Origin of the sequence: Streptomyces sp. NPDC057445 (genome assembly GCF_042802855.1) — a bacterium.
Taxonomy (GTDB): domain Bacteria; phylum Actinomycetota; class Actinomycetes; order Streptomycetales; family Streptomycetaceae; genus Streptomyces.
Genome location: NZ_JBHVDH010000017.1, coordinates 63,355 through 84,687, shown reverse-complemented (window position 1 = coordinate 84,687; position 21,333 = coordinate 63,355). Strand labels below are relative to the sequence as shown.

Here is a 21,333-nt window from a genome sequence, read left to right as displayed (position 1 = left end):
GGGCACCCCCGCCCCACGCCGTTGAGAAGGACGGCCGAATGCCCGTCGGCTGCCTCCTCATCAAATGTCCGGCTGTTCGGTCTGGGCTTGCTCGATGCGTTCCAGACGCCGGGTCAGATCAGCGACCTGGTCCTCGAGCCGCTTGATAGCTCGCGTCGTCGGATCTGCTACGGCTTCGACGGCCTGCTCTCGGATGAAGCTACCGCGTCCCTGGTGGGAGTAGATGATGCCGTCTGTTCGGAGCTCAACAAGGGCCCGCTGGACCGTTCCAGGAGCGACCTCGAAGCTGTCAGCCATCTCACGCGTGCTGGGCAGCTTGTCGTTCGCCTTGAGACGGCCGAGCCGGATCTGATCACGCACATACTGCGCAATCCGCTGGTAGGGCTGCATGGACTCGTCCGTCATGAGCCACATCGTAGAGCCACCTCACTGGTCTACATACCTTCCACAACTTGGTTGACACAGCCCAGACTGTATCAGCTAACCTAAGTAAGTCGGCAATGTTTCTCTGTCGGTGCAGCAAGGGAGTCGCCAGCGGCTCCCCCAAGACAGCGGGTGTCACCGCGTCAGCGGCGGCAATGGGGTTGAGCCTTCGCTCCCCCGGCCGAGACACCCGTACCGAATACAGAGCACCACCTGCATGACCTTGAACAGCGCGCTGCGCTGTCTGTCCGCTGGGCCCCGGGTGGCCGGCACCGCCTGGCGGGCAGAGAGAGCAGCTCCCGTTCTGCCACAGCCAGGAGGAATTGATGCCCCGCATTCGACCCGGCCGAGTTCGCACCAAGCGCACCAACGGCCGTCCGGCCCTGATGCTCAGCACCATGGATCCGCAGCACTTCAACGTCCGCTCTGGCGAGGTGAAGTCGGTCGTCTGCCCCGACTGCATGCGCTGGCGCCGACTGACCGGCGAGACAACGCTGAAGATCCGTGAGCACTGCGCCCCCGGCTGTGTCCCCGAAGGCAAGCGGCATCAGCGCTGCAACGGCAGTAGCCAACTCGTCGTGGTCGACATCTGCATCCGCGCGTGGACGGCGCGGCAGAACCGGCTCGCCCGGGAGGCGGTCCCGGCAGACCAGCGCCGTGCGGCACGGCAGTACCACAAGGCGATGCCTACTCCCGCGCCACCGGTCACCAAGCTGAAGCGGAGGCCGCCAGCCGCGCCTGAGGTCCTCACCGCCTACCGCACTCACTTCAAGCGCTGCGCGGGTTGCGAAGGCTCCGCACGGTGCCCTGATGGTCTGCGGCTCGCCGCGCTGTATGCGCACCTCGCGCGGCAGCAGGCCCGGCGGGATGCGCTGCGCGCGACCCTCGCTCGCGAGCGGATCCAGTTCGACCGGCTCTACCTCGCGCGAGCAGCGAGGAAAGCGGCCACCGAATGGATGAAGCACCACCAGGCCACATTGGACACGAAGCGGTTCGCCAAGCGCAGCGGCACCGCGATCGAGGAGACGAACAACATCTGCGGCTTCCGGCCGAAGGAGGCGGCCTCCGAGTTCCGCGGACCGGACCTGCCGCTGGAGCCAGTCCGGACCACCACCTGAACATGCTCCCGATCGACGAACGACCACGGCCGCCGCCACTCCGAGAAGGGGTTGGCGGCGGCCGTGGCTGCTCGTACGGCAGCCAGCCCAAGGACAGCCCCAGGGGCGCAATCCCTGGGGCTGTCTGCGCAGGTCACCCGCCAGAGAGAGGACGACCTACATGACGCACAGCATGGCACGCGCATCCGCACCGGCCGCGCCCAGGGCCGGACTGGTCGAGGACATGGAACGCGCGGAAACAGCACTGCACCGGCTGGTGCGTGACCTCGTGGCCGACGGCGACCGCCGCGCCATCAGCACCGGTCGGCGAGCCCGCCGCACGCTGGACGAGATGACGGCCGGAGCATCACGATGACCGGCCGGACCGTCTCCGGTGCCAGCACTATGAGCAGCGAGCGGATCCAGAGTCCTGAAGGCCGCCCCGCCGTGTGGCTCGAGCCCAACGGGCTGCGCGCCTCCATGCCTGCGGATGCGATGAACCTCCGCGGGGTGCGCAGGCTCATCGCGCGGATCCTGATGGCTGAGGGCCTCTCAGTCGAGACCGCAGACGCCGCGTGCCTGGTGCTATCGGAACTGGTCGGCAACGCTGTGCGCGCATGCGGGGACGGGGTCCTGCTCACGATCGAGCTGCGCCTGGCGGACGAAGGCGTTGTCGTCGCCGTCACGGATCCCGACCCGAGTCGGCTGCCACACACCACGGACACGGCGCTCGACAGCGCCGAGGCCGAGTCCGGACGTGGCCTGGCGCTCATCGACGCACTGTGCACGGAAGTCTCCGTCCGCACTACGTCGGTCGATAAGCAGGTTCGGTGCGTGCTCCCCGCGGCGTAATGGCCCACCGGGCGCGGCCAGGTAGATCAATCGCAGCCAGCGTCGGGATCACCCGACCGCTCCCCTAGCCAAATGCACCACTTGCCGGGCCGACCGGCTCCGCTCACCAATCGATCACGAAAGGTACGAACTCCCATGCCTGACTGGCGCCATGCGTCCGAATGCCGGAACGAAGACCCGGAACTGTTCTTCCCCATCGGGAACACCGGTCCTGCGCTCATGCAGATTGAAGAGGCCAAGGCCGTCTGCCGTCGCTGCCCAGTCTTGGAGCAGTGCCTGGCGTGGGCGCTCGAGAATGGCCAGGACACCGGTGTCTGGGGTGGCCTCAGCGAGGACCAACGCCGCGCGATGAAGCGCCGCGCCGCCCGCATCCGCACCCGCAACGCGGCGGCCCAGGCATGACCGCCACCGAACCGCGGCAGATGAACGCCGAAGCTCGCGGTACCGGGGGGAACGGCGGCCTCCGGCGAGCTCGTGGCTGAGGATCTCTACGACCGCTACATGAAGGCCTCAGCCGCGCTCCGCCGCCACGAGAACGAGTGCGGCGAGTGCTCGCCGGCCGAACGTTGCCTGGACGGGCAACGCCTCTTCGAGTCGTTCGCGCGACTCCAGGACGCGTACAACAACGGCCTCCGTCAGCCCAGGCCACCGCACCGCTGAGCGAGCCGGTCACCGCATACCGTCCGGCTGCTCACCGGTCATTCCACTATCTGCACCCGGCTTCCGGGCCCCGGCATTGGAGCTGCCGGGGGCCCGGAGGCCTGTTTACGACCCTATCGATCGACGCTGACCTCGGCGCTCTCCCCTGGAGGCTCCGCAAGGCGTGAAAGGACCCACCGTGTCCACCTCGCCCGACACCCGACTCAGGCGCGATCGCGCCGGGACCGCGAACTCCCCAAAGAGCGGACGTGCCAAGGCATCGGCGTCGTCCTCCATGTCTTTGCCCGCTCCATCGCCCTCCCTGGAACCCGGTCCAGAGCGCCCGATTCATGAGGAGGCCAACCAGGACCTCGCCGACGCGGCCGACCGCGCGGCCGACATGTGCGACCTGGCCACAGACAACGCCGCCCGCATCCTCGCTAATGGTGAGGCCCGTGTCGTCGAGTTGCTGGCCACCGCCCGTACCCAGGCCGCCGCAATCACTCAGGCAGCAACCGCCGACACCGAGCAGGCACGGGCCGCCGCAAGCCGGGAGGCCGTGCAGCTGGTCACCAACGCGCAGCGCAGAGCCGACAACCTCACCTCCGCTGCCAGCATCGAGGCGGACCGGCTCCTGGCCGACGTCCACGCGAGAGTCGAACAGGTCCGTCTCGCAGCCGAGCAGGACGCCGTCAAAGTCCTCGCCGACGCGGGGACCAAGCGCACCGAGCTGCTTGTCGAGGCGGAGCATGCGGGGGCCGCGGCCCGTAGCCGCGCCACGACGGAATCCGCGAAGGTTCTCGAGCGCGCTCGCACCGAGGCCGACGGGATGAGGGACAGCGCGGACACTCATTCCACGCAGGTTCGTGCCGCTGCCGAGAAGGCCGCGGCTGACATCCGGCAGGATGCCGACCGGGCCCTGGCGGAAGCGAGCACCTGCGCCGACAAGCTGTTGGCCGGCGCCGAGAAGGACGCCGCGCGGCTGCTCGAACATGCCCGGGCCGAGGGCGACCGCATCCTGGCGGAGGCCACGCAGCGCACCGTGAAGCGCGCGCGACGCCGCGAGATCCGTGCGGACTCGCGCGCCGCACGCCGCAAGGCGCGCCAGGACGCCCGGCCCGTCGGCGGTGTCCCCCCGCTGTCCGGCCAGGAGATGGCGGGGGCAGTCGCGATCGTGCTTGCCGCCGCCACAGTCTCCACTCTGGGGCTGCTGTCCTCCTACACAGCGCTCGAGGACGCCGCTCGCGGCTGGGGCTGGTCCTGGCCATGGCTGCTGCCCGTCGGCATCGACGTCGCGATCCCCGCTTTCACCGGCGCCAACCTGATCCTGATCCGGATGGGCATGGAACTGCGCTGGATCCGCTGGGTGCCCCGGGCGCTGACCGGCGCAACGGTCTACCTGAACTGGCAGGCGTCCGACGACCTGGCCGGCCGACTCGGACACGCCGCCCTCACCCTGCTGTGGGTCGTCTTCTCCGAGATCGCCGCCCACGTCTACGCCACGCGGATCGGCGCAGTCACCGGTAAGAAGCGCATGGAGACCGTCCGCCGTTCACGCTGGCTCCTCGCTCCGATCCCCACCGCGCGGCTGCGCCGCCGGATGATCCTGTGGGAGATCACCTCCTACGAGGAGGCGCTCAAGCGTCTCCAGGAGCAGACCTGGCTGCGAGCGCGTCTGAAGGAGAAGTACGGACGGCGGTGGCGGAGCAAGGCTCCGCTGGAACAGCGCATGGCGCTCAAGCTCGGCACCGAGCCCGCCTCACTCGCTGACACGCTCACCCCTGAGAACGCTCACACCATCGAGCGCGTCGCCGACACCAAGTGCGCTCACCCCGAGCCGAGCACGCTCATTGCGGGGAACGCTTGCGGTGAGCATGAGCGCCAAGCGCTCCCCCCCAACGCTCACGGCGGTGAGCGCACCAGCGAGAGCAGCAGCGCTCACGGAGCGCAGGGCACCCGAAGCCGCAGCGCGACGGACGCGCTCACCGAGCGCCGCCATGAACGCATCCGCCTCCTCTACACCGAACTCGGGCGCCGCCCCCAATGGAAGGACATCCGCAAAGCGCTCACCGAGGCGGCTCTGTCCGACAAGCCGGTCTCACGCCCGACCGCTCAGCGGCTACGCACTCAAGTTGAACGCAAGCAACGAGCGTCCCCGCATGAGCGTGAGCCTGAGTGGGTGAGCGAGGGATGAGCCGGTGAGCGGGTGAGCGCGCTCACCCGCCCAGGCAAATCACCTGACGCTCACCGTCGTCATCGGTGTTCACCCGAGCGCTCGGGTGAACCGGTGACGCTCACCACCAGCCGGCCCCAACAGCACAGGCGCCCCGTCCTCATTACGGCGGACTGCCACCCCAGACCGGACTCCCGCACCACCAGTGAAGGCCAACGCGGGCACACCGGGTTGGCCTTCACTGCAACTGCCGGAAGCAGTCAACAGCCCACCATCACCGCCTGAATGGCACTGGAGGTTCCCCTGTGAACAGCAACGACTCAAACCACGCGCCTCTGCGCGATGTGGCGCAAAGCCCCGAGGCGACCGCCCGGTACCTCGCGGACATCCAGCGGGTCCTGCTGGACATCGGCAAGAACCTGGAGACGCTGCAGCTCGAGACACGCGTGCACTGCCGCCACACCCGCGTCGAAGGAGACCACTGGTACAGCGCCCGTCTGCGCGCCCTGCCCGTGGATAGGCAACTCGCTGGCGCTCTCAAAGACCTCCGTGCGCTGTCGGACGGGCTGGAAAAGAGTGCCCACAAGCGCCACGCACACGACGAAGGCGTGAGGGAGGTAGCGCGAAAGCGCCAGGAAAAGGCCCTGGAGAAGCAGCGAAAGAAGGCGGCTGCACTGCAGTCCGCACCAGAACCCAAGGAGGACATTACTGCAGATCAGCGTCGCTATAGTGGCCCCAAGTCGCTTTACGACCTCACCGACAGGGAGACGGCATGACGCGCCCGCTCACCAGCGTCGAGCGCTCGGCACAGAATCGCATAGCCTGGCTGGCAGACGAGGAACGCGCAGCCCGCGAATCACGCGGCGAAAAGGGAGCAATGGAATTCTGGCTCCGGCTAACCCGATCTCAAATCGCTAAAGAAATCAAAGCTGGACGCTGCGACGTCTACGCCGGATTCACCCTCGTCTGCCGCCTGTTCATGACGGCGACCGACAGGCGGGCGGCGGGCGACCGGCGCCTGTGGGACGACCTTCTGCGATACGCCGAGCAGGTCGTCGAGCAGAACCACCCGCGTCACTGAACGTCACCCGCGATGGCCCCTCCGATGCCCGGAGGGGCCTCGCGCGCACAAAGCGTGCACGCGTGCCCGTGCACGCGTGCACACAAGGCTCACGGTCTGTCAAGCCCCTTGGAAGGAGGTGCGCGGTGTCCGATGACCCGAACGGGATCCTGCTTCGGTTCCCCGGAGGCGGCGATCCCTCGTATGTGCCGCCGCCTATCCCGGCCTACACCGATACCCTCCCGGCGCCGGAGGACATTCCTGAGGCTCCGCCGGAAGAGACAACTATTGATTTGCCACCCATTCCGCACCCTATGGACCCGTCGATGGCGCTCTCTTCGGAGGGAATATCGATACCTGAGCCGAACGGCGAATACGGCGAGGATGAATACGTCGAGTATGTTCAGCCTCGCTCTCTCGCCGACCGTATCGGTGACTGGCTGGAGTTCCGGATCGACATGGCGCGGGCACGTCACGAAAGTGAGGCGCCGTTCCGGGAGGCCGAGATCGCACGGAAGGCCGCCTTGCTGGGGGCGCGCACTGCGCAGGAAGTCGCGCTGATTGAGCAGAACGGAAAGCTGCGACAGGCGCTTCTCAAAGCAAGAGGCGACAAAGCGGAGGCTCGGGGAAAGGCGGAGGCCGACCGTGTGAAGTCCACCGGCTCCGGCCTGGGATCGGGCAAGGGCCGCTCTAAGGCCGGTACCGGTGGGGCCTCGCGCAGCGGTACGGGGTCTGGTCCTGCCCGGCCCAAGCAGCCGAGGGGCGGCGCCAACACCGCAGTCCAGGCTGGTCGTACGGGTCCGAAGTCGCCCGGCAAGGGAGGCGGGGGCAGTGGGAGTCGGGGGCCGGTCAAGGGCGCCCCGAAGGGCGCTGGCCGGCCTCCGGCAAGCAGCACACCCGGTCCCGGGCGCAGCGGAGCTGACGGCCGGTCAAAAGGTTGGCAGGCGGGCTCTGGCCGGGGCGGTAGGGGCAAGCGGAACGGTGTCGGCAAGACGCTGGACCCGCACAGGCCCGGCCACCGGCCGTGGCGCGACTCGGGCAGCAAGTCGAAGCCGCCCCCGAGCGTCGGCCCATGGAAGGCCAAGCCAGAGAACAAGCCTGCGGCGAAGGGGGGTGGGAAGCCGAGCGGCAAGGCTGAAACGGGCAAGAAGAGCGAGGCCGCAAGGCCGAGCAAGAGCGGGCGACTCCCGGCGGGCACGGTTATCGATCCGCACAAGCCCGGCGAGCGGCCCTGGAAGTCCCGACCGAAGGCCTCGAAAGGGGTCGACGGCACAGTCAAGGAGACATCCTCCGAGGACGCCCCTGACGCCGCCGCTGACGGCCGCAAGGCAGGCACCGCGCCCGATGAGCCGGATGGAACCGAGAAAGCGCGCCACGGCCCATCTGACGGCCCCGGGAAGGACAAGCCTTCCGATCCCGCAGGCGCCAGCACCAAGCCTGAACCAGGACCCGACAGTTGTGACGCGGACAGCGCGGGCACGCCAAAAGGCGAGCGGCTCCGGGACCGATGGCGCCGTAGCCGCGAGCGCAGCCGCGGGCGAACGGACGAACTGCCCGGCCTGGTCCCCGCCGACTCCCTCGGCATCACCGTCGAACGCACCGACCATCACAACCCGGACACCGAGGACAAGGAACCGCCCCAGGTCAGCCGGCCCGCCCTCAGCGCCGCGCACAAGGACGAGGCAGGCGCAGCGGAGCAGCCGACGAGGCCCCATGACCCCATCCGAAATACAGGCACAGGGAAGAGCAGCGTGAACAAAACGGAGGTCACCGCCCCGTCCCGGCAGGGCGGCCTCGCCACCCAGCACCGCACGGACATCTCCTTCGATCAGTACCTGGTGGAGATGGTGAACGTCGCCATCAGTGCCGCGGCCCACCAGGAACGCGCCGAGGCCTTGGCGGAGGCGTTCGCCACGGTTGCCGACGCCCTGCGGGGCATGGCTGCAGACCTGGTCGACGACCACAACATCGACACCCGCGTCACCGACCTCATCACGGAACTCGCCGATTCCGCGGGCCGCCTGAAGCTGCAGGCCCGGCGTTGCGCGGAGGAGTGCGGGATCGCCTCGGAGGCCGCCATGGTCGCGGCCGCGGACGTCGCCCGCGTCTACGGCCAGGACATGGACGCCAGGGACGACGCGGGCCTGGCGTCCACGTCGGCCGCTGCACACCACGACTAGATCAAGGAGCCACTGATGGACAGCGACCTCGAACGCGATACCAGCCGCACGGCGCCCGTGCCGGGCGACGGCGACAACCGCTACAAGTCCGTCCAGGCCAAGTTGAAAACGCTCGGCATGGCGATCGACGACGCCGCCTTCGAACTCGACGACCTGCTCCGCGACATGCGGGCCAACGCCAACCGCGCTGCCGGCCTCGCCGGTGCCATTGAAGGCGCCGAACTCGACAAGAAGTTCGTGGAGCTGTCGAACCATGTGGCCGTCGCCCTGGGAGGTGCTGCCGTTCAGGTCCGCAAGCTCACGGGCACTGCGCAGGAGGCTGCCGACCTCACGTACCAGACCAAGAGCACCCACTCGAAGCTGTACGGCGCCCTGGATGACATCCGCTCCACCCGCCGCGAGAGGACGCCCCGGCCTGGCTTTTTCACCCGCTGAGCTCCTAACCCCGCTCCGTGAGGGCGGCCACCAGCACAACGCCGGGGCCGCCCTCACCCGCTCTCGAAGAGGAGGAATCTCCGGTGTCCACGCCGCGCAGTGTCGTGCTCGAACGCCTCGCTTACACCCTTGCCGCGCCGGTACTCGCCGCCGTCCCGAACGCTTGCCCGGACGGCGCCGTGAACACCGGTGTCCTGCTGGCCGGCGCCGCCGGGATCGGCGGCATGATCCTCGCATTCAAGGGCCGCGAAGGCGCGGGCCGGAAGATCCTGCGCGGGTCTCCACTCACCCTCGGCACCGTCGTCGACGTGGCCGCCCAGTACACCCCCGGCTGGGGCTGGGACGCGGGACTTGCCGCAGTGTGGGCCGCGGCAGGCTGCCTCGTGCTGCCCCTCTCCCGGCACTCCCGCCGCGGCCACCGCCCCGCCCTCGCCACCCCGGCCCCGCAGCTGCCCCCCAGCCGCCCCAAGGCCACCCTGGTCGTGCCGGATGACGGAGCTGACCAGCTCACCCGGAAGGCGCGGATGCTGTGGGCGCGGGCCGGGATGCCCGGGCGCACCCACATCGTCGCCGCCCACCGGCACCCCTCCATGCAGCACGACCTGACCGTGCTCCTGCGGGCCTCAGAACCCGGACGGCCGATCACCGGCCTGTCGGAGGCCGACGTCGCCGCAGCATTCGGTGATGTCGACGAGAGCGACGTGTCGCTCACACCGGTCACCCCCCATCCCGGGCGGCAAGGCGGCCCCGGCTGGCTAGAAGCCCACATCACCCCCGACGCCAACCGGCGCCGCCGCGAGAAGCCCACCGACAAGGAGCGATGGGCCGACCGCATCGGCGGCCCCAAGGGCGGCGCGCCCGGCTCGGTCCTGGTCAGCAAGAGGCGCGACCACGAGCGGGGCGTGACGTTCTACCGAGCCAAGCTGACCGATGCCACCGCCGTGCTCCGCGTCAACCTGGCCAAAGTTTGCCGAGGCCTGGGCATCAAGGAAGACGACAGTCGCGTGTTCCTGCTCGCCGACGGTGCCGAGTTCCTCATCAGCGCCTTCGACACCCCGCCACTGAGCCAGATCTTCCCCGCCACCCGCGAGCTGCTCACCCCGGACGCCAAGGGCATGTACGTGTGCGGCTTCACCATCACCGGGCAGCCGGTGAAGAACATGGTCTGGCAGCACGACAAGAACGCCGCCTGCCACGGCCTCGTCCTCGGTGTCTCCCGTTCGGGCAAGACGCAGTACTTCGCCATCTCCATGGCGGCCGAATCCCTGGCGGGGGCCGTGGTGTGGCTGTCCACCGTCCGCAAGGACGAAAAGACCACCACACTGGGCCAGTACATCGACCGGCAGGGCTCCACCGCCCTGTTCATGGCCCGGCAACTGCGCGCGGCGAAGGCACTGTGCGAGATCCGCGCGGAGATGCCCTGGCCACACGACGGCAAGCCACACGACTACAAGCCCGGCGACCCGCGCTGCCCCTACCGCCTGCTGTCCGTCTACGCGGACGAATTCATGACCGCGACCCAGGACACCCTGTGCGGGCAGGACATCCAGACCAACGGCGACGACCTCACCGTCACCGGCCTTAAGTACGGCATCGGCTTCAAGCCAGCCGGCCAGTCACCGTTCGCGCACAACGGGTTCTCCACCGAAATGAAGGACAACCTGCGCCAGAACTCCCGCCCCGTCATCTTCAACATGGGCAGCCCCGGCGCCACCCGCAAGGCCGCGGAAGGCACCATGGAGAACCCCTACGACGTGCCGACCATCCCGGCCCGCTACTCCCGCCAGGAAGGCTCCGCCATCGAGCGGGCCATGACCGGGGAGGCTGACCCGGAGAACGGCGCCTCCACGGGCGGCGTCGCCGTCATCATCCTCGACAACGGCCGCGCCGTGCTGCTGCGGGTCCTGTACGCCGACTTCGACACGGACCTCGCCCACCTCTTCCCCGACGAGGTCTACCAGCTCACCGAATACGAGATCCGCGAGCTGGAGAAGCGCGGCCTGTGGGGCGACTGGAACCGGCCCCCCGAGCCCGGCGAGTTCGGCCCTGCGCCCGAAAACGAGGGCGAGGACGACGAAGACGCCCGGCCCCGCCGGGGCGGCGGCAACCGCAGCCGGGAGAGCGGCGGCGGCAGCGAGGAGCGCCAGGACGCCGTCACCTCGCCCAGCCAGGCGCTCGCGGCCATCAGGAACCTCACTGGCGCCTGAGTCACCCCCCTGCGGGCCCCGTCCCGCGGACGGGCGGCCCCTGGCTCTTGTGCCGCTCAGCACTCCGGCAAGGAACCACACCCGTGGCCATCACCATCTCCGCTGCCCTACTGCTCGGCATCGTCTTTGCCGCCCTGCTCAGGGAGGGCGCCGTGTGTATCTGGCCCGCCCTCGCCTCGGCAGCCTTGCCCCGTCATCACCGGTGCGATCGGCACTGTCAGCGGCTGGATGCCCAGCTCCTAGACGCCACACCGCCGACGTCGAAGACCGCCCCCCTCACTCACCCTTCGACTCCCTGCGAGGAGACACCGATGCCGCCACGCATCGCCCACACCCCACCCAATCCAGCCTCCACGAGCAACACACCGCCTGCCGAACCATCCCTCGAGGCCCGCATGGCCGCAACGGACGCCGCAATGACCGTGGCACTCGAGGAAGCCGCCGTGGCGTACGAGGTCCGCACCGCACACATCCCCGCCGAGCCCCTCGACCTCAACCGCATCGTCGCTCTCCCGCTCACCCCGGCCCGGCAGCCGCTGCCCAAGCTGCATCCGACCCCGGTCGCCGCGCTGCTCCAGCGCGCCTACTACCGCCTGATCACCGGCGGCTGGTGCACCGGGGCCCTCATCGACACAGAAGGCGCTCGCTGCCTCTACGGCGCCATCCACGTCGAAGCCCGCGGCGACCAGAACCTGGAGAGCGCCGCCATGAACCTGCTGCTGGACACCATTGGGCGCGAATTCGGCAACGACGTCGACTCTGTGCCGTCCTTCAACGACGCCTTCGCTTCCGGCCACGTCCCGACCCGCATGGTCGACCGGGCCGCTGACCTCGCTGATGCCCGCGGCCTGTAAACCCCCGCCTGGGCCTGGCCGCCGCGGCTGCGCCTATCCGGACCCGCACTACCCGCCCCTACTTGTCGTCGAGACATTTGTCAGGAGACACACATGGAACCGCAGCACGACCGACCCGACACCGACCTCCACCCGGTCCTCACCGCGGCAGAACACGAGGGCCCCCGCTGCTACCGGTGCGGGTGCACCGACAACCATGCCTGCCCGGGCGGATGCCGCTGGGTGCCCAACGCCGTCACGCAGGACCTGTGCAGCGCCTGCGTCCACGCAGGGGAAGTGCTGCCGCAGGATGCCGTGCCGTTCACACGTGTGTGTCCCGCCTGTGGCAGCGCTCGCGTCGTCGAGTTCGGCGTGCCTATCCCCGGTACGGACGACCGTGCGGATGCCGCCCGCTGCGAAGCCTGCCGCCTGGAGTGGTGCCTGAACCCGGCCGCCGACGGCGGCTGCACTTTCTGCGGTGGCAGCGGCTATCTGCCTCCCTGCACCAATTCCGCTTCGCCGTGCCCGTGCCGCGAGGACTACCAGCAGGTCGCCTCTGCCGCCGAGTGGCTGGCCTTCGTCGCACTAACGCTTTCCGCGCAAGCCCAAGAGTTTGCCGTCGGCGTCATCTGGCCCGAGCCTCAGACGGAGAAGGCTGCCTCCATCCTCGCCGCTGCCCAGCAGTTGGTGGACGCCGCGCGGATCCACGATGCCTCCCAGGCGACACCGTTGCCTCTCGTGCCGACCGCACCCCCTGCCGACGCCGGTTAAGCAGCGTCGCCGGCCTGCTGTCGAAGGCACGGGCTACATGATCCCTCTCCAGTTCCAGGGGCGAGATCCGTGGCGGCCTCGGAGGCAGTCGACGCGGTGCTGGGCCTGGCTGGCCCAGTCCGGATGGACCGCCGCGTGCTGAGCCGCATAGGTCACCATGCGGAGCTCCCTGGCCGCGGCGAAGACGGTGTAGCCGGGCCACTCGGTGACGTCGTATCCGTAGGCGGCGCAGAACTCGTCGTACTCAGATGCGGTGACCGCCCCAGTAGTTCGTGCCCGTACCGCGGTGGAGACCAAGTCCCACTCCGGAGGGCCGAGTGAAAAGCGTTCCAGGTCGATCATCAGTGGGCCATTGGTCGTGCGAATGAGGTTGCCCGGCCAGGCGTCACCGTGCACAGCGCAGTCGGGTCGTCCTGCGGGACGATCCGTCCACGCTGTGGCAAGGTCTTGGTACAGGCCTTGGAGCCACGCACGGTCAGCGCCGCTGAGGGTCGTGGCTGCCTGCAGGCGCTCGGCAACGCGGACGAAGGGATCCAAGTTTCCAAGCTCGAGGTCAGGGGGCGGCAGGTCGTGGAGCTGCCGCAGCAACAGGGCGACATCGATATGGCTGCCCTGTTCGTGCGGCGGAAGTTCCTCCCAGAACGTGACCGGGCGGCCGTCGGCCTCGACGGGCTGTGCTACGTCGGCCAGACGCACGGCAGGCAAGCCGTTTTCTGCGAGCCAGCGCGCGACGCGCACTTCGCGGTGGGTCGCCGGGCTCTGCCCGGCTCGGGCGATACGAACGACCACTCGTGAGCCTGGCAGTCGCCATATCTGGTTCTCTGCCAGCCGTACGGGCTCAGCGCCGTCGGCGTCAAGGCCGACGGCCCGGCAGGCGTGCTCCAAGGTGTCGCGCGCGGGCGCTGCGGCCGAAGTCGTCATGCTGAGACGGTAGTGGCGATGCGCTCACGCAGGACCACCGCTGCCCCGACGGTGGGGTGCTTGGACGCGAACGCTCCGAGCTGGCGAAGGTCGTCGGCGGCCCGCCGTGAGGTGAGACGGCCGACTTCGTCCAGAGCTTCGTGCCCAGTTGCTGCTGCCTGCCGCGGATCGCCCTTAGCCATGATGAGCGCGGCCAGCTTGGTGAGGGAGATCGCCCGTGAGCGTTTGAAGGCATCCGCGTGGCCCTGCACCGCGGCGTCGAAGCGGCGCGCTGCGCGGCCAGGGTCCTGGCTGGCGAGGATGGCGAGGTCGAACAGCGCATGTGCCGTGTCGCCATTGTGCTGGGCTTCGTCGTAGTACGCCATCCACGGCGGGTCCTCGGACGGCTGGGCTTGCGTAAACGCGTCGTCGGCTTCCCCTACTGCGGCCATGCAGTCGCGCACATTGCCCATCTTCCCGAAGGCCCTGGCGCGGGCGGTGTGGAGCATGGCCCGTTCGGTGGCGGTGAGCCGGTCCGAGCGGACCAGTCCCTTCTCGGCGTAGGTGAGCCCGTCGTCAGGCTGGCCGATCCATACGGACTGACGGGCCAGGTAGCTGTAGGTCTTGGCGCGCAGGTGCCAGTCTCCGGCCTCCTCCGCGCAGTCAGCCGCGAGCTTGAAGTTGCGGGTGGCGTTGTCGTGCTCGTAGGTGTCAAAAGCGGAGGCGCCCACGACGATGCCGAGCCTTGAGACGGCGGTGAAGAGGGCGGGACGCAGCTGCTGCGGGCTCTGAGCCTGGAGAAGCCCGGCGGCCCACTGCATGGCTCGGGCGGCGACGTCTCGGACCATGCCGCCGCCTCCGTACTTGTTGTCCCAGCAGCTGATGGTGGTGGCGACGTCCAGCACCTGCTCAATGTGGCTGGAGCCAACGGTTTCAGGAAGTGTCAGGAGCCGTGGGTCTATGGGGGCGAGGGCAGCCAGGCTGGTCGCTTGGAGGAACGCGCGTCGGTCCACAGGCTCTTGGCTCCCAAGGCGAGGAGTTACTTCGTCTCTGTCCAGGATGCGGCCTGTCCGCACCTGAACGGCCTTCTCCTGTCGGCTGTGGAAGCGCTTATCGGCATCAGGGCGTTTTCTGTCGGCATCGCGGCGGTCGAAGACCATCGGCCATGCCCGTTCCAGAACGCCATCCGTCGCGAGGATCTCATCGAGCCGACGGGCCAGCTCACGCTGGCAAGAGGGATACTTACCCTTCTCAATGGACAAGATCATGTCGCCGCTGACCAGGACTAATCGTCCAAGTTCCCGCGCTGACAGGCCCTCCGCCTTCCGCCTCTGACGCACCTCGTACCCGAACCACTCCTGGGGAGATGCCCCGGGGTCGAGAGGCTTCTCTGGCTGCGGCATGTCCCGTTCCCATCCCTCGTGATGCCGAACTCTCCGACTCTCGGCATCAGAATCTGCACGCGCCCGACGTGCTCTGCCTCAATGGTTGCTGATCGGTTTGGTCTCAGTACACACCGCAACCGTCGCCTTATGCAGGGCCTTCGGAGCAAGGGAACGGAGTATCGCGATGAGCGCACTTCTCAATCCCGCTGGCACGGGTGATCCGGTTCGCGCGATCACCAGAACCAGCCTCGGCCAACTTGACATGCGCTTCTGCGTAGAGGCGCCGCATCTGGCGAGGGTGCGACATATCGTGCGCGAGCATCTTCGGTGGTGGAACGTCAGCAACGGGACGTCCGATCGTGTGCTGCTTGCCGTCAACGAGCTACTGACGAACGTGCTGGAGCATGCCCGGCCCGATGTCCACGGGCGTCGAAATGCAAGCCTTCTCGTCCAGCACGTGCGCGACGGGGTCACCGCGATTGTCCGCGACGCGGACCCCTACACGCCAGCGCCGGTGTCGGCAAGACCGCTCGATGAGAGCGGTCGCGGCTTGGCCCTTGTGCATGCTCTGGTCGATGACTCGTCCGTGTCAGGGACCACTAACGGCAAGGACATGTGGGTCTTCATCGCCGAGCCGGTCCCCCTCGACGAGCAGCACGAGGAGATCCACCGATGAGAGCCCACTTGCTTACGAACAGTGCCGCTTGGCCCTTCTCCTGTCGTGGCCGTCTGGCTCCGGTGGCGATATGAGCACCCGGTGGGGCCATCGGCAGATCCCACCGAGTCACCAGCGCTGGCGCTGACAGCGCCCGCCCACCCCGCTCCCCATGAGGAGGCATGTCGATGACCATCAGCACACTCGCACCACTCGGGCTGCCGCCGGGCCGTCCCGGACACCCCATGCCGGCTGAGCGCGTGGAGTCTCCTTTGAACGTGGAACAGCTGGCGCTTGTACTGCAGGCCCTGAAGTCTTCATGGACACCATTCGACCCGAACGCCGTCTTCGATCTCTTAGATCGTGTTCTGGGCGACCACACTCCGCAGCCACACGAGACACCCGAACTCACTGAGTCGCTGAGGGGAACCTTGCTGCAGCTAGTCAACATCGCCGTCTCGGACACGCGTCGCCCCACGACAAAGACGATCGAGGACGCGGTTGAACAAGCCCGTGCCGTCCATGACGAGCTGCTTCCCAGCGACTGCCCGTCGGCCCTTGGCCTGACCCGCCGGCTGGCCCGTGTCACTTGGGAGCTGCTCGAGCTACTGATCGCTGCTCGGGAAGTCAAGGACGCCGAATGACCAGCAAGCCAGTTGCCCCAGCCCAGCTTCGAAAGGGGCCAGGACGCGAGATGGAGAGGAAGGGGCTCATGTGCCAGCACCGGCCGCCGTGTCCTTCGCCGGACGCGCCAGACCGTGAAGCGGCGGTCGTCCTCACACGCCGCAGCGTGCAGGGGTGGGCGCTGCTGTGCAATGGAGTCCTGCTCTTCGACGAAACAGGCGAACTGCTCCCAGAGGGACAAGTCGTTACCCCCCACCGACCCATCCCGACGGAAAGCATGCCGTCATGAGCGGCGTACGCCAGTTCCACTGGCGAGGCATGCGTGTCCCGTTCATCGCGCGCTGGTCCCGAGAAGACCAACGCCAGTACCCCATCGAGCGACGCCCGAGCCTCACGGGCGACGGCATCGGGTACCCGGACGAGGATCCCAGGGCCGACCGCCGGGATGGCGTGCTGTGGGTGCGGATGCCAGTCGTCCGCGGTATCGGAGAGCCGTACCTCGCCAGTGTTCACGCTCTGCGGCAGCGCCAATGCATGAACCACATGCTCTGCCAGATATGCGGCGAATCCACCTTCACTCACAGCGGCGGTCGGCACCTCTTCCTCATGCGTGGCGCGAAGGGACAGCCGATCCGCGAGGGTGAGAAGACTGCCGTGCCGCCCGTGCACGAGGCGTGCGCGGCCGAAGCCGTGCGGCTCTGCCCTCATCTACGCAAGGGCTGGGTAGCAGCGCGGGTGGAGTACGCACCTCCCTGGGGCGTGGCGGGCATCGTCTACGACTCCCAGACTCTTCAGCCGCTCCCCGCCGAGCGCGGCCGAGAACTTGAGTTCGTCGGACTCGACGATCCGCGCCTGCGCTGGACTCTCGCCGCCCGGGATGTCGTCGCCCTGCACGGGTGCACCCCCGTCGAACTGGACGAACTCGCGGCCGCGGCCGCGCACTGAACCCCGTCCGGCGGACCGGATGTCCCTCCCCCTGGCCCGGTCCGTCGGGCGGCACACACCTCGACGCGGGGGCTGACCACTCAGTGTTCCGCACTCTCCATAGCTACCCGCAATCCCCGTCCTGGCCCCTCACCGCTCGCACACCTCAAGGAACAGACACCCTCCGCGCCGCCGGTTCACCCCCGTGCCGGCGAGGAGGTAACCCCCTCCGTGGTGATCGGCACTCCTCCTTCCGGCCACCACGGCACGCAATCCCGGCCACATCCGCGCGTGTGGCCCTGACCCCGTGGACCCGTCGTGATGATGCAGCACCTGACCGACCAGACGCCATCGACAGCATTCGACGACGCGCCTTCCCCCGGCGCCATCGTGGTGGGCCTCTACCTCCGAGCGCTCAGGGGACACAGCTCGCAGACACTGCGCAGCGTCGCGTTCCCCCTACGCTGTACGCCCGCGGCCCTAAGCCAGATGGAGCGCGCCGAGATCCCGATGCCTCCCGCCGTCCTGAAGGCCCTTCTGCCCATGTACGGCGTCGCCGATCCCATGCATGGCCCGGCGATCCAACAACTACTGCCCCAGAGCGAGAGCTGGCGACGCCACAAGTGCCTAGACCCCCACCCGGGGGCGCGAGCCCGGCTGGCCCTTTGTGAGTACGCAGCCACCGCGATCTGCTTTCACACTCGCTTCTGGATTCCCCGTGCATTTCAGGTTCCCGGCTACGCCCAGATGGCGTCGCAGGCACTCATGCGCCTCGACCCAACCCGGCCCGCGCCCGTTCCGCTGACCGTGCCCACACTGCGTCCAGGCGAGGGCCAGCATCTGACCCTGCTCCTGGACGAAGCCGTTCTCATGCGCCCCTTAGGCGGCCGCGACGTGATGAGCAGGCAACTCAACCATCTAGCAGACCTGATTGAGCGCGATGCAGCAACGATCCTCGTGCTCCCCTTCGACAGGCCGGCCCATCCCTCCGCGTCCGTAAGCGAACTGGTGATGGGAGGGGGCCATCGGCTTGTCGTCCACGACAGCCTGTCCGTCGCCTACGAAACCGGCCCGAAGCACGCCCTCGCCATCCACGAAGCCCTGAACGGCGCCGCGGCCGCGGCCCTCAGCACCGATGAGAGCTACGCGTGGATCAACCGTGCGGCAGCCGCTTTGTCCCAGGGGTGACTCGTCATCCTGCGGCGGGCCAGGGTCTACGCCGAGCGCATCTCGATCGAGTTCGAGCGTATCCGCCGCGAGCTGGGCGACCTGCCCGGCGTCGTTGCCTCCCCCGCCCGGCTCCGCACCATGCTGGAGCACTTGGCCAAGACCCTGCACTCCGGCCTCCTCAACGACTGCTTCTACCAAGCGTGGACGGCGGTCTGTCGAAAGCGCGCCAAGGCGGCAGGGTGGCCCTTGCCGCTGTACAACATGTGCCTGAGCTGCCCCAGCGCCCGGCGATCCACGATCCACGTCCCCCGGCTGCGAACAGCACGGGACCAGGCCCTGTCCGTACTGGAGATGCGGCAGAAGGACCGCGCGACAGCCCGAGGGAGGCTGGCACACCGTATGAACGAGGAAACGGACCTGAGGATCTGGCAGACCTTCGGCCGCTTGCGCCACGGCAGTCGTCCGCTGACGGATATCGACCAGGCGTTGATGGACGCCTTCGAACGGCTGACGCACGACCTGTCCGAGACCACCGACGGCAAGGTCACGATCGTCAATGTGTGCACCGAAGCCGATGTCTCCCGCGCCTCCTACTACTCGCCGGTGGCGCAGGCGGTGAAGGAGACTCTGGAGACGCCGCAGACCCGGCGCCCGGAACCAGAGGAACTGCGGGCGGAGGTATCCCGGCTGAAGAAGGCAGAGCGCGAGCTTCGCCGAGAACACGCCTCCGCGGTCCGCGAGCTGTCTCTCCCGACGTGGGAGCTGGACGGCTCGTTCCTGGCGCAGTCCACCATGGGGCGGTACCGGACCGAGCTGAAGGCCACCCCGCGGTACGAGGAAACCGCGCCCGCTCGACTGCGGCCCGGGCAGGCCGACGACCCGGGACCGACAGATGCTCGTGCTCGCGGTACAGGGCCCAGTTGTACTGCCCGACAACGCCCGTTGCCTGGGGGAGATCGTGGTCCGGTACCCCGTGCTGCTCGGCGGCTGCGACGACAACAGCCACCCCGTCGTCGGGACCGCCGGGGACCCGGTGCCGGGACATCGAGCACAAAGGCCGCGGCCGGAGCGGAGACGGCGACCACCGCACCCCGGCCCGCGACGTCCTCGCCCTCGAACGGCCCATCGAGCTGCCACAGGAACTGACCGGCGCCCGGCGCCCTTCCACGCTGCTCGGCGAGCCCACCTCTGCCCCTTGGGCCCTTCGAGAAGGGGGCATGTCCGACTTCACGCCTGCCACTAAGCTCACCGCGCCACGCTGTTGCTCAGCCGTACGTCCAGCGCTGGCCGGTCCCGCGGTACTCCTCTACAGGGATCGGTTGCACACCCGAGCGCATGCGCTCGCGGTACAGCACGCCGCCCAGGTGGTCGACCTCGTGGTGGACGAGCCGGGACAGGCCGTGGGTGAACCGCGACAGGTGGGTGGAGCCGTCGAGGCTGCTGTGAGCGACGACGATGCTCAGCGGGCGAGGCACGAGTCCTCGGACGTCGAAGAAGCTGAGGCAGCCTTCGTACTGCTCGTCCTCGTCCTCGGAGGCCTCGGCGACGTGGGCGTTCAGCAGCACGATGGGCTCTGTCGCTGCATCGGGTGGGAAGACGACGGCGGCGGCGCGGTCGATCCCGATCTGCGGGGCGGCGATGCCCATGCCCTTGCCGAACGTGTGAAGTTGGCGGACGCGGCCGACTGCGTCCATCAGCGAGGTGATGACCTCCTGGGCCTCTTCAGCCTCGGTGGGCAGGTCGAAGGGACGGGCAGCGCGGGTGAGGACGGGGTCGCCGTCCTGGACGATGCCGGCGTTGGCCATGGCCTGGCTCGCGGACAGGGTGCTCACGGGGTTGTTCGCTTTCTCGTCGGCTGCGTTCTTCAGGCGCCATTCGAGGCGGAAGCGGGCGTGCAGGGGAGGGTCGAGGGTGGCCCAGGAGAAGACGCTGTGCTCGCCTCGTTCCGTGCGCTGTGGGGGTGTGCGCAGTGGGGCGAAGTCGGCGCTCATGGAAGTCTCGGTTCCCCAGACGGACGGTTCACTGTCTCGGGGGAAAGACAGTTCCACAGCCAGACGCCGGGTGGGCAGTCGCACCGCGCGCTGGAACCAGGGACCCCATTTCTCGGCGCCGACGCAGTACGAGTAGGAGATCTCGGCTTCCTGGCCGGGGTAGAGAGGGCAGCGGCTCGTTGGGTTCTGGAACTGGAGCCACACCTCCTTGAACGCGTCCCGGTCGTGTTTGACGGTCCAGCCCATCGGCTCGTCCGCGCAATGCGCCGTGAGCTGGAGTTCTTCCCAGGTCAGAGGGTTGCGGCGGTAGAGGGCGTTGGACCGTTCCGGTTCGGAGGGGTATCGGTCGACGGCGATTCGTACGAGGTAGCGGGTGACGGGCTCGGTGCCGTTGTTATGCAGGAGCCTGCGCATGCTGAGGTGGAAGCGTCCGTCGTCGTAGCGGAGCGCCGCCTCGTCCTCCAGGACCAGCAGGCCGGTGCCGGACGGCGGGTCGTTCTGCTCGGCCGCCTGCGGGGAGGCGTCGGTGCGCTGCCATGCCCGCCACAGTGCTCCGCCAGCGTCGAGTTCGGTGTCCGCCCGGCGGGCGAGCTGGGAGCTGCCGTGTTCCCGGCCGGCCTCAAGGTGGCTCACGTACGAGGGGTCGATGTTCAGGCGCTGGGCGAGAGCTGCCTTCGACAGGCCCCGCACGCTGCGCCAGTGCGTGAGTTCCGCAGCGAACGTAGCCCGCTCCTCCCTCTCCAAGGTGGCTTTCCTCTCCGAGAGTTGCTGACGATCGTGAGTGAGCGCTCCTCATGGTCGCCTCATCCTGCCCGGTTGAAGCCCAATAGTGCTAGGCAGCGGCCCCGGCGAATCTCCAGGACGGCGTGCTCGTCGTCCTCCAACCGTTGTCACGGCGACCTCATCCGAAGTTCACGTTCCGTGTCACCACGAAGGACGCCCGTGAAGGTGATCACCCGCTTGGTTCTGCAAACCAACAGGAGGCGCACTGCCGCCGAGGGACAGAGGCCCACA

General features: G+C 68.4%; 24 protein-coding genes and 1 pseudogene. 20 read left to right on the top strand and 5 right to left on the bottom strand.

Features of this window, described 5'->3' with window-relative positions; genetic code table 11:
• Positions 1–60 precede the first annotated feature (60 nt).
• The gene (locus tag ACFU5O_RS27930) at positions 61–405 is read right to left on the bottom strand and encodes a GntR family transcriptional regulator (RefSeq protein ID WP_384244731.1); all 345 of its coding nucleotides are present in this window, start codon (positions 403–405) and stop codon (positions 61–63) included.
• Positions 406–749: 344 nt separating this feature from the next.
• Here ACFU5O_RS27930 and ACFU5O_RS27925 point away from each other — a divergent pair, with 344 nt between their 5' ends.
• The 13 genes from ACFU5O_RS27925 (at position 750) to ACFU5O_RS27865 (ending at position 12,670) form a co-directional block, all read left to right on the top strand.
• On the top strand, positions 750–1,541 hold the full coding sequence (locus tag ACFU5O_RS27925) for a hypothetical protein (RefSeq protein ID WP_384244730.1): 792 nt from the start codon (positions 750–752) through the stop codon (positions 1,539–1,541).
• Positions 1,542–1,701: 160 nt separating this feature from the next.
• Positions 1,702–1,896, top strand: a complete 195-nt coding sequence (locus ACFU5O_RS27920; RefSeq protein ID WP_384244729.1) for a hypothetical protein — start codon at positions 1,702–1,704, stop codon at positions 1,894–1,896.
• Between the two features lie 29 nt (positions 1,897–1,925).
• The gene (locus ACFU5O_RS27915; RefSeq protein ID WP_384244727.1) at positions 1,926–2,372 is read left to right on the top strand and encodes an ATP-binding protein; all 447 of its coding nucleotides are present in this window, start codon (positions 1,926–1,928) and stop codon (positions 2,370–2,372) included.
• Positions 2,373–2,507: 135 nt separating this feature from the next.
• The gene (locus tag ACFU5O_RS27910) at positions 2,508–2,774 is read left to right on the top strand and encodes a WhiB family transcriptional regulator (RefSeq protein WP_384244726.1); all 267 of its coding nucleotides are present in this window, start codon (positions 2,508–2,510) and stop codon (positions 2,772–2,774) included.
• Positions 2,775–2,846: 72 nt separating this feature from the next.
• The gene (locus ACFU5O_RS27905; protein WP_384244724.1) at positions 2,847–3,032 is read left to right on the top strand and encodes a hypothetical protein; all 186 of its coding nucleotides are present in this window, start codon (positions 2,847–2,849) and stop codon (positions 3,030–3,032) included.
• A gap of 274 nt (positions 3,033–3,306) precedes the next feature.
• Complete coding sequence (locus ACFU5O_RS27900) at positions 3,307–5,205, top strand: DUF2637 domain-containing protein (RefSeq protein ID WP_384244723.1); 1,899 nt, start codon at positions 3,307–3,309, stop codon at positions 5,203–5,205.
• Positions 5,206–5,489: 284 nt separating this feature from the next.
• On the top strand, positions 5,490–5,960 hold the full coding sequence (locus ACFU5O_RS27895; RefSeq protein WP_384244722.1) for a hypothetical protein: 471 nt from the start codon (positions 5,490–5,492) through the stop codon (positions 5,958–5,960).
• A complete protein-coding gene (locus ACFU5O_RS27890; protein ID WP_384244720.1) occupies positions 5,957–6,265 on the top strand; it encodes a hypothetical protein in 309 nt (102 codons plus the stop codon). Before ACFU5O_RS27895 ends, ACFU5O_RS27890 begins: the two co-directional genes overlap by 4 nt.
• A 125-nt stretch (positions 6,266–6,390) precedes the next feature.
• Entirely contained in the window at positions 6,391–8,424 is a 2,034-nt protein-coding gene (locus ACFU5O_RS27885; RefSeq protein WP_384244719.1) for an ATP/GTP-binding protein, read from the top strand.
• Positions 8,425–8,439: 15 nt separating this feature from the next.
• Complete coding sequence (locus tag ACFU5O_RS27880; protein ID WP_384244718.1) at positions 8,440–8,859, top strand: conjugal transfer protein TraB; 420 nt, start codon at positions 8,440–8,442, stop codon at positions 8,857–8,859.
• 83 nt (positions 8,860–8,942) lie between these two features.
• The gene (locus ACFU5O_RS27875) at positions 8,943–11,066 is read left to right on the top strand and encodes a chromosome segregation protein ParM (RefSeq protein ID WP_384244716.1); all 2,124 of its coding nucleotides are present in this window, start codon (positions 8,943–8,945) and stop codon (positions 11,064–11,066) included.
• A gap of 416 nt (positions 11,067–11,482) precedes the next feature.
• Entirely contained in the window at positions 11,483–11,920 is a 438-nt protein-coding gene (locus tag ACFU5O_RS27870) for a hypothetical protein (protein WP_384244715.1), read from the top strand.
• A gap of 222 nt (positions 11,921–12,142) precedes the next feature.
• Entirely contained in the window at positions 12,143–12,670 is a 528-nt protein-coding gene (locus tag ACFU5O_RS27865) for a hypothetical protein (protein ID WP_384244714.1), read from the top strand.
• Positions 12,671–12,703: 33 nt separating this feature from the next.
• Here the strand turns inward: ACFU5O_RS27865 and ACFU5O_RS27860 are convergent, their stop codons facing one another.
• Both ACFU5O_RS27860 and ACFU5O_RS27855 read right to left on the bottom strand, forming a co-directional pair.
• Entirely contained in the window at positions 12,704–13,591 is an 888-nt protein-coding gene (locus ACFU5O_RS27860) for an aminoglycoside phosphotransferase family protein (RefSeq protein WP_384244712.1), read from the bottom strand.
• Positions 13,588–14,475, bottom strand: coding sequence for a hypothetical protein (locus ACFU5O_RS27855; RefSeq protein ID WP_384244833.1), 888 nt, complete (start codon positions 14,473–14,475; stop codon positions 13,588–13,590). The genes ACFU5O_RS27860 and ACFU5O_RS27855 overlap by 4 nt, the downstream gene beginning before the upstream one ends.
• 84 nt (positions 14,476–14,559) lie before the next feature.
• Between ACFU5O_RS27855 and ACFU5O_RS27850 the strand changes: the two genes are divergently transcribed.
• On the top strand, positions 14,560–14,859 hold the full coding sequence (locus tag ACFU5O_RS27850) for a hypothetical protein (protein WP_384244836.1): 300 nt from the start codon (positions 14,560–14,562) through the stop codon (positions 14,857–14,859).
• Here ACFU5O_RS27850 and ACFU5O_RS27845 read toward each other — a convergent pair.
• Positions 14,797–14,973: pseudogene (locus ACFU5O_RS27845) on the bottom strand (XRE family transcriptional regulator); the annotation flags it as partial. The gene ACFU5O_RS27850 and the pseudogene ACFU5O_RS27845 sit on opposite strands and share 63 nt — an antisense overlap.
• 166 nt (positions 14,974–15,139) lie before the next feature.
• Between ACFU5O_RS27845 and ACFU5O_RS27840 the strand changes: the two are divergent.
• The 6 genes from ACFU5O_RS27840 (at position 15,140) to ACFU5O_RS27815 (ending at position 19,474) form a co-directional block, all read left to right on the top strand.
• Positions 15,140–15,631, top strand: a complete 492-nt coding sequence (locus ACFU5O_RS27840; RefSeq protein ID WP_384244711.1) for an ATP-binding protein — start codon at positions 15,140–15,142, stop codon at positions 15,629–15,631.
• Between the two features lie 167 nt (positions 15,632–15,798).
• A complete protein-coding gene (locus ACFU5O_RS27835; protein WP_384244710.1) occupies positions 15,799–16,254 on the top strand; it encodes a DUF6415 family natural product biosynthesis protein in 456 nt (151 codons plus the stop codon).
• A 68-nt stretch (positions 16,255–16,322) separates the two neighbouring features.
• A complete protein-coding gene (locus ACFU5O_RS27830; RefSeq protein ID WP_384244831.1) occupies positions 16,323–16,523 on the top strand; it encodes a DUF5999 family protein in 201 nt (66 codons plus the stop codon).
• Positions 16,520–17,179 carry a hypothetical protein gene (locus ACFU5O_RS27825; protein ID WP_384244709.1) on the top strand — a complete coding sequence of 220 codons (660 nt, stop codon included), beginning with the start codon at positions 16,520–16,522 and terminating at the stop codon, positions 17,177–17,179. The genes ACFU5O_RS27830 and ACFU5O_RS27825 overlap by 4 nt, the downstream gene beginning before the upstream one ends.
• 300 nt (positions 17,180–17,479) lie before the next feature.
• Positions 17,480–18,346 carry a Scr1 family TA system antitoxin-like transcriptional regulator gene (locus tag ACFU5O_RS27820; protein ID WP_384244707.1) on the top strand — a complete coding sequence of 289 codons (867 nt, stop codon included), beginning with the start codon at positions 17,480–17,482 and terminating at the stop codon, positions 18,344–18,346.
• Between the two features lie 120 nt (positions 18,347–18,466).
• The gene (locus ACFU5O_RS27815; RefSeq protein ID WP_384244706.1) at positions 18,467–19,474 is read left to right on the top strand and encodes a hypothetical protein; all 1,008 of its coding nucleotides are present in this window, start codon (positions 18,467–18,469) and stop codon (positions 19,472–19,474) included.
• Positions 19,475–19,593: 119 nt separating this feature from the next.
• Here ACFU5O_RS27815 and ACFU5O_RS27810 read toward each other — a convergent pair whose 3' ends face one another.
• Positions 19,594–21,063, bottom strand: coding sequence for a peptide deformylase (locus ACFU5O_RS27810; RefSeq protein ID WP_384244705.1), 1,470 nt, complete (start codon positions 21,061–21,063; stop codon positions 19,594–19,596).
• Between the last annotated feature and the right edge of the window lie 270 nt (positions 21,064–21,333).

Excerpts from the sequence above, each read along its gene's own strand:
- ACFU5O_RS27930 (WP_384244731.1), bottom strand. The coding sequence starts at position 405 with ATGACGGACGAGTCCATGCAGCCCTACCAGCGGATTGCGCAGTATGTG.
- ACFU5O_RS27925 (WP_384244730.1), top strand. The coding sequence starts at position 750 with ATGCCCCGCATTCGACCCGGCCGAGTTCGCACCAAGCGCACCAACGGC.
- ACFU5O_RS27920 (WP_384244729.1), top strand. The coding sequence starts at position 1,702 with ATGACGCACAGCATGGCACGCGCATCCGCACCGGCCGCGCCCAGGGCC.
- ACFU5O_RS27915 (WP_384244727.1), top strand. The coding sequence starts at position 1,926 with ATGAGCAGCGAGCGGATCCAGAGTCCTGAAGGCCGCCCCGCCGTGTGG.
- ACFU5O_RS27910 (WP_384244726.1), top strand. The coding sequence starts at position 2,508 with ATGCCTGACTGGCGCCATGCGTCCGAATGCCGGAACGAAGACCCGGAA.
- ACFU5O_RS27900 (WP_384244723.1), top strand. The coding sequence starts at position 3,307 with ATGTCTTTGCCCGCTCCATCGCCCTCCCTGGAACCCGGTCCAGAGCGC.
- ACFU5O_RS27890 (WP_384244720.1), top strand. The coding sequence starts at position 5,957 with ATGACGCGCCCGCTCACCAGCGTCGAGCGCTCGGCACAGAATCGCATA.
- ACFU5O_RS27880 (WP_384244718.1), top strand. The coding sequence starts at position 8,440 with ATGGACAGCGACCTCGAACGCGATACCAGCCGCACGGCGCCCGTGCCG.
- ACFU5O_RS27870 (WP_384244715.1), top strand. The coding sequence starts at position 11,483 with ATGACCGTGGCACTCGAGGAAGCCGCCGTGGCGTACGAGGTCCGCACC.
- ACFU5O_RS27860 (WP_384244712.1), bottom strand. The coding sequence starts at position 13,591 with ATGACGACTTCGGCCGCAGCGCCCGCGCGCGACACCTTGGAGCACGCC.
- ACFU5O_RS27840 (WP_384244711.1), top strand. The coding sequence starts at position 15,140 with ATGAGCGCACTTCTCAATCCCGCTGGCACGGGTGATCCGGTTCGCGCG.
- ACFU5O_RS27835 (WP_384244710.1), top strand. The coding sequence starts at position 15,799 with ATGACCATCAGCACACTCGCACCACTCGGGCTGCCGCCGGGCCGTCCC.
- ACFU5O_RS27830 (WP_384244831.1), top strand. The coding sequence starts at position 16,323 with ATGTGCCAGCACCGGCCGCCGTGTCCTTCGCCGGACGCGCCAGACCGT.
- ACFU5O_RS27825 (WP_384244709.1), top strand. The coding sequence starts at position 16,520 with ATGAGCGGCGTACGCCAGTTCCACTGGCGAGGCATGCGTGTCCCGTTC.
- ACFU5O_RS27820 (WP_384244707.1), top strand. The coding sequence starts at position 17,480 with ATGATGCAGCACCTGACCGACCAGACGCCATCGACAGCATTCGACGAC.
- ACFU5O_RS27815 (WP_384244706.1), top strand. The coding sequence starts at position 18,467 with ATGCTGGAGCACTTGGCCAAGACCCTGCACTCCGGCCTCCTCAACGAC.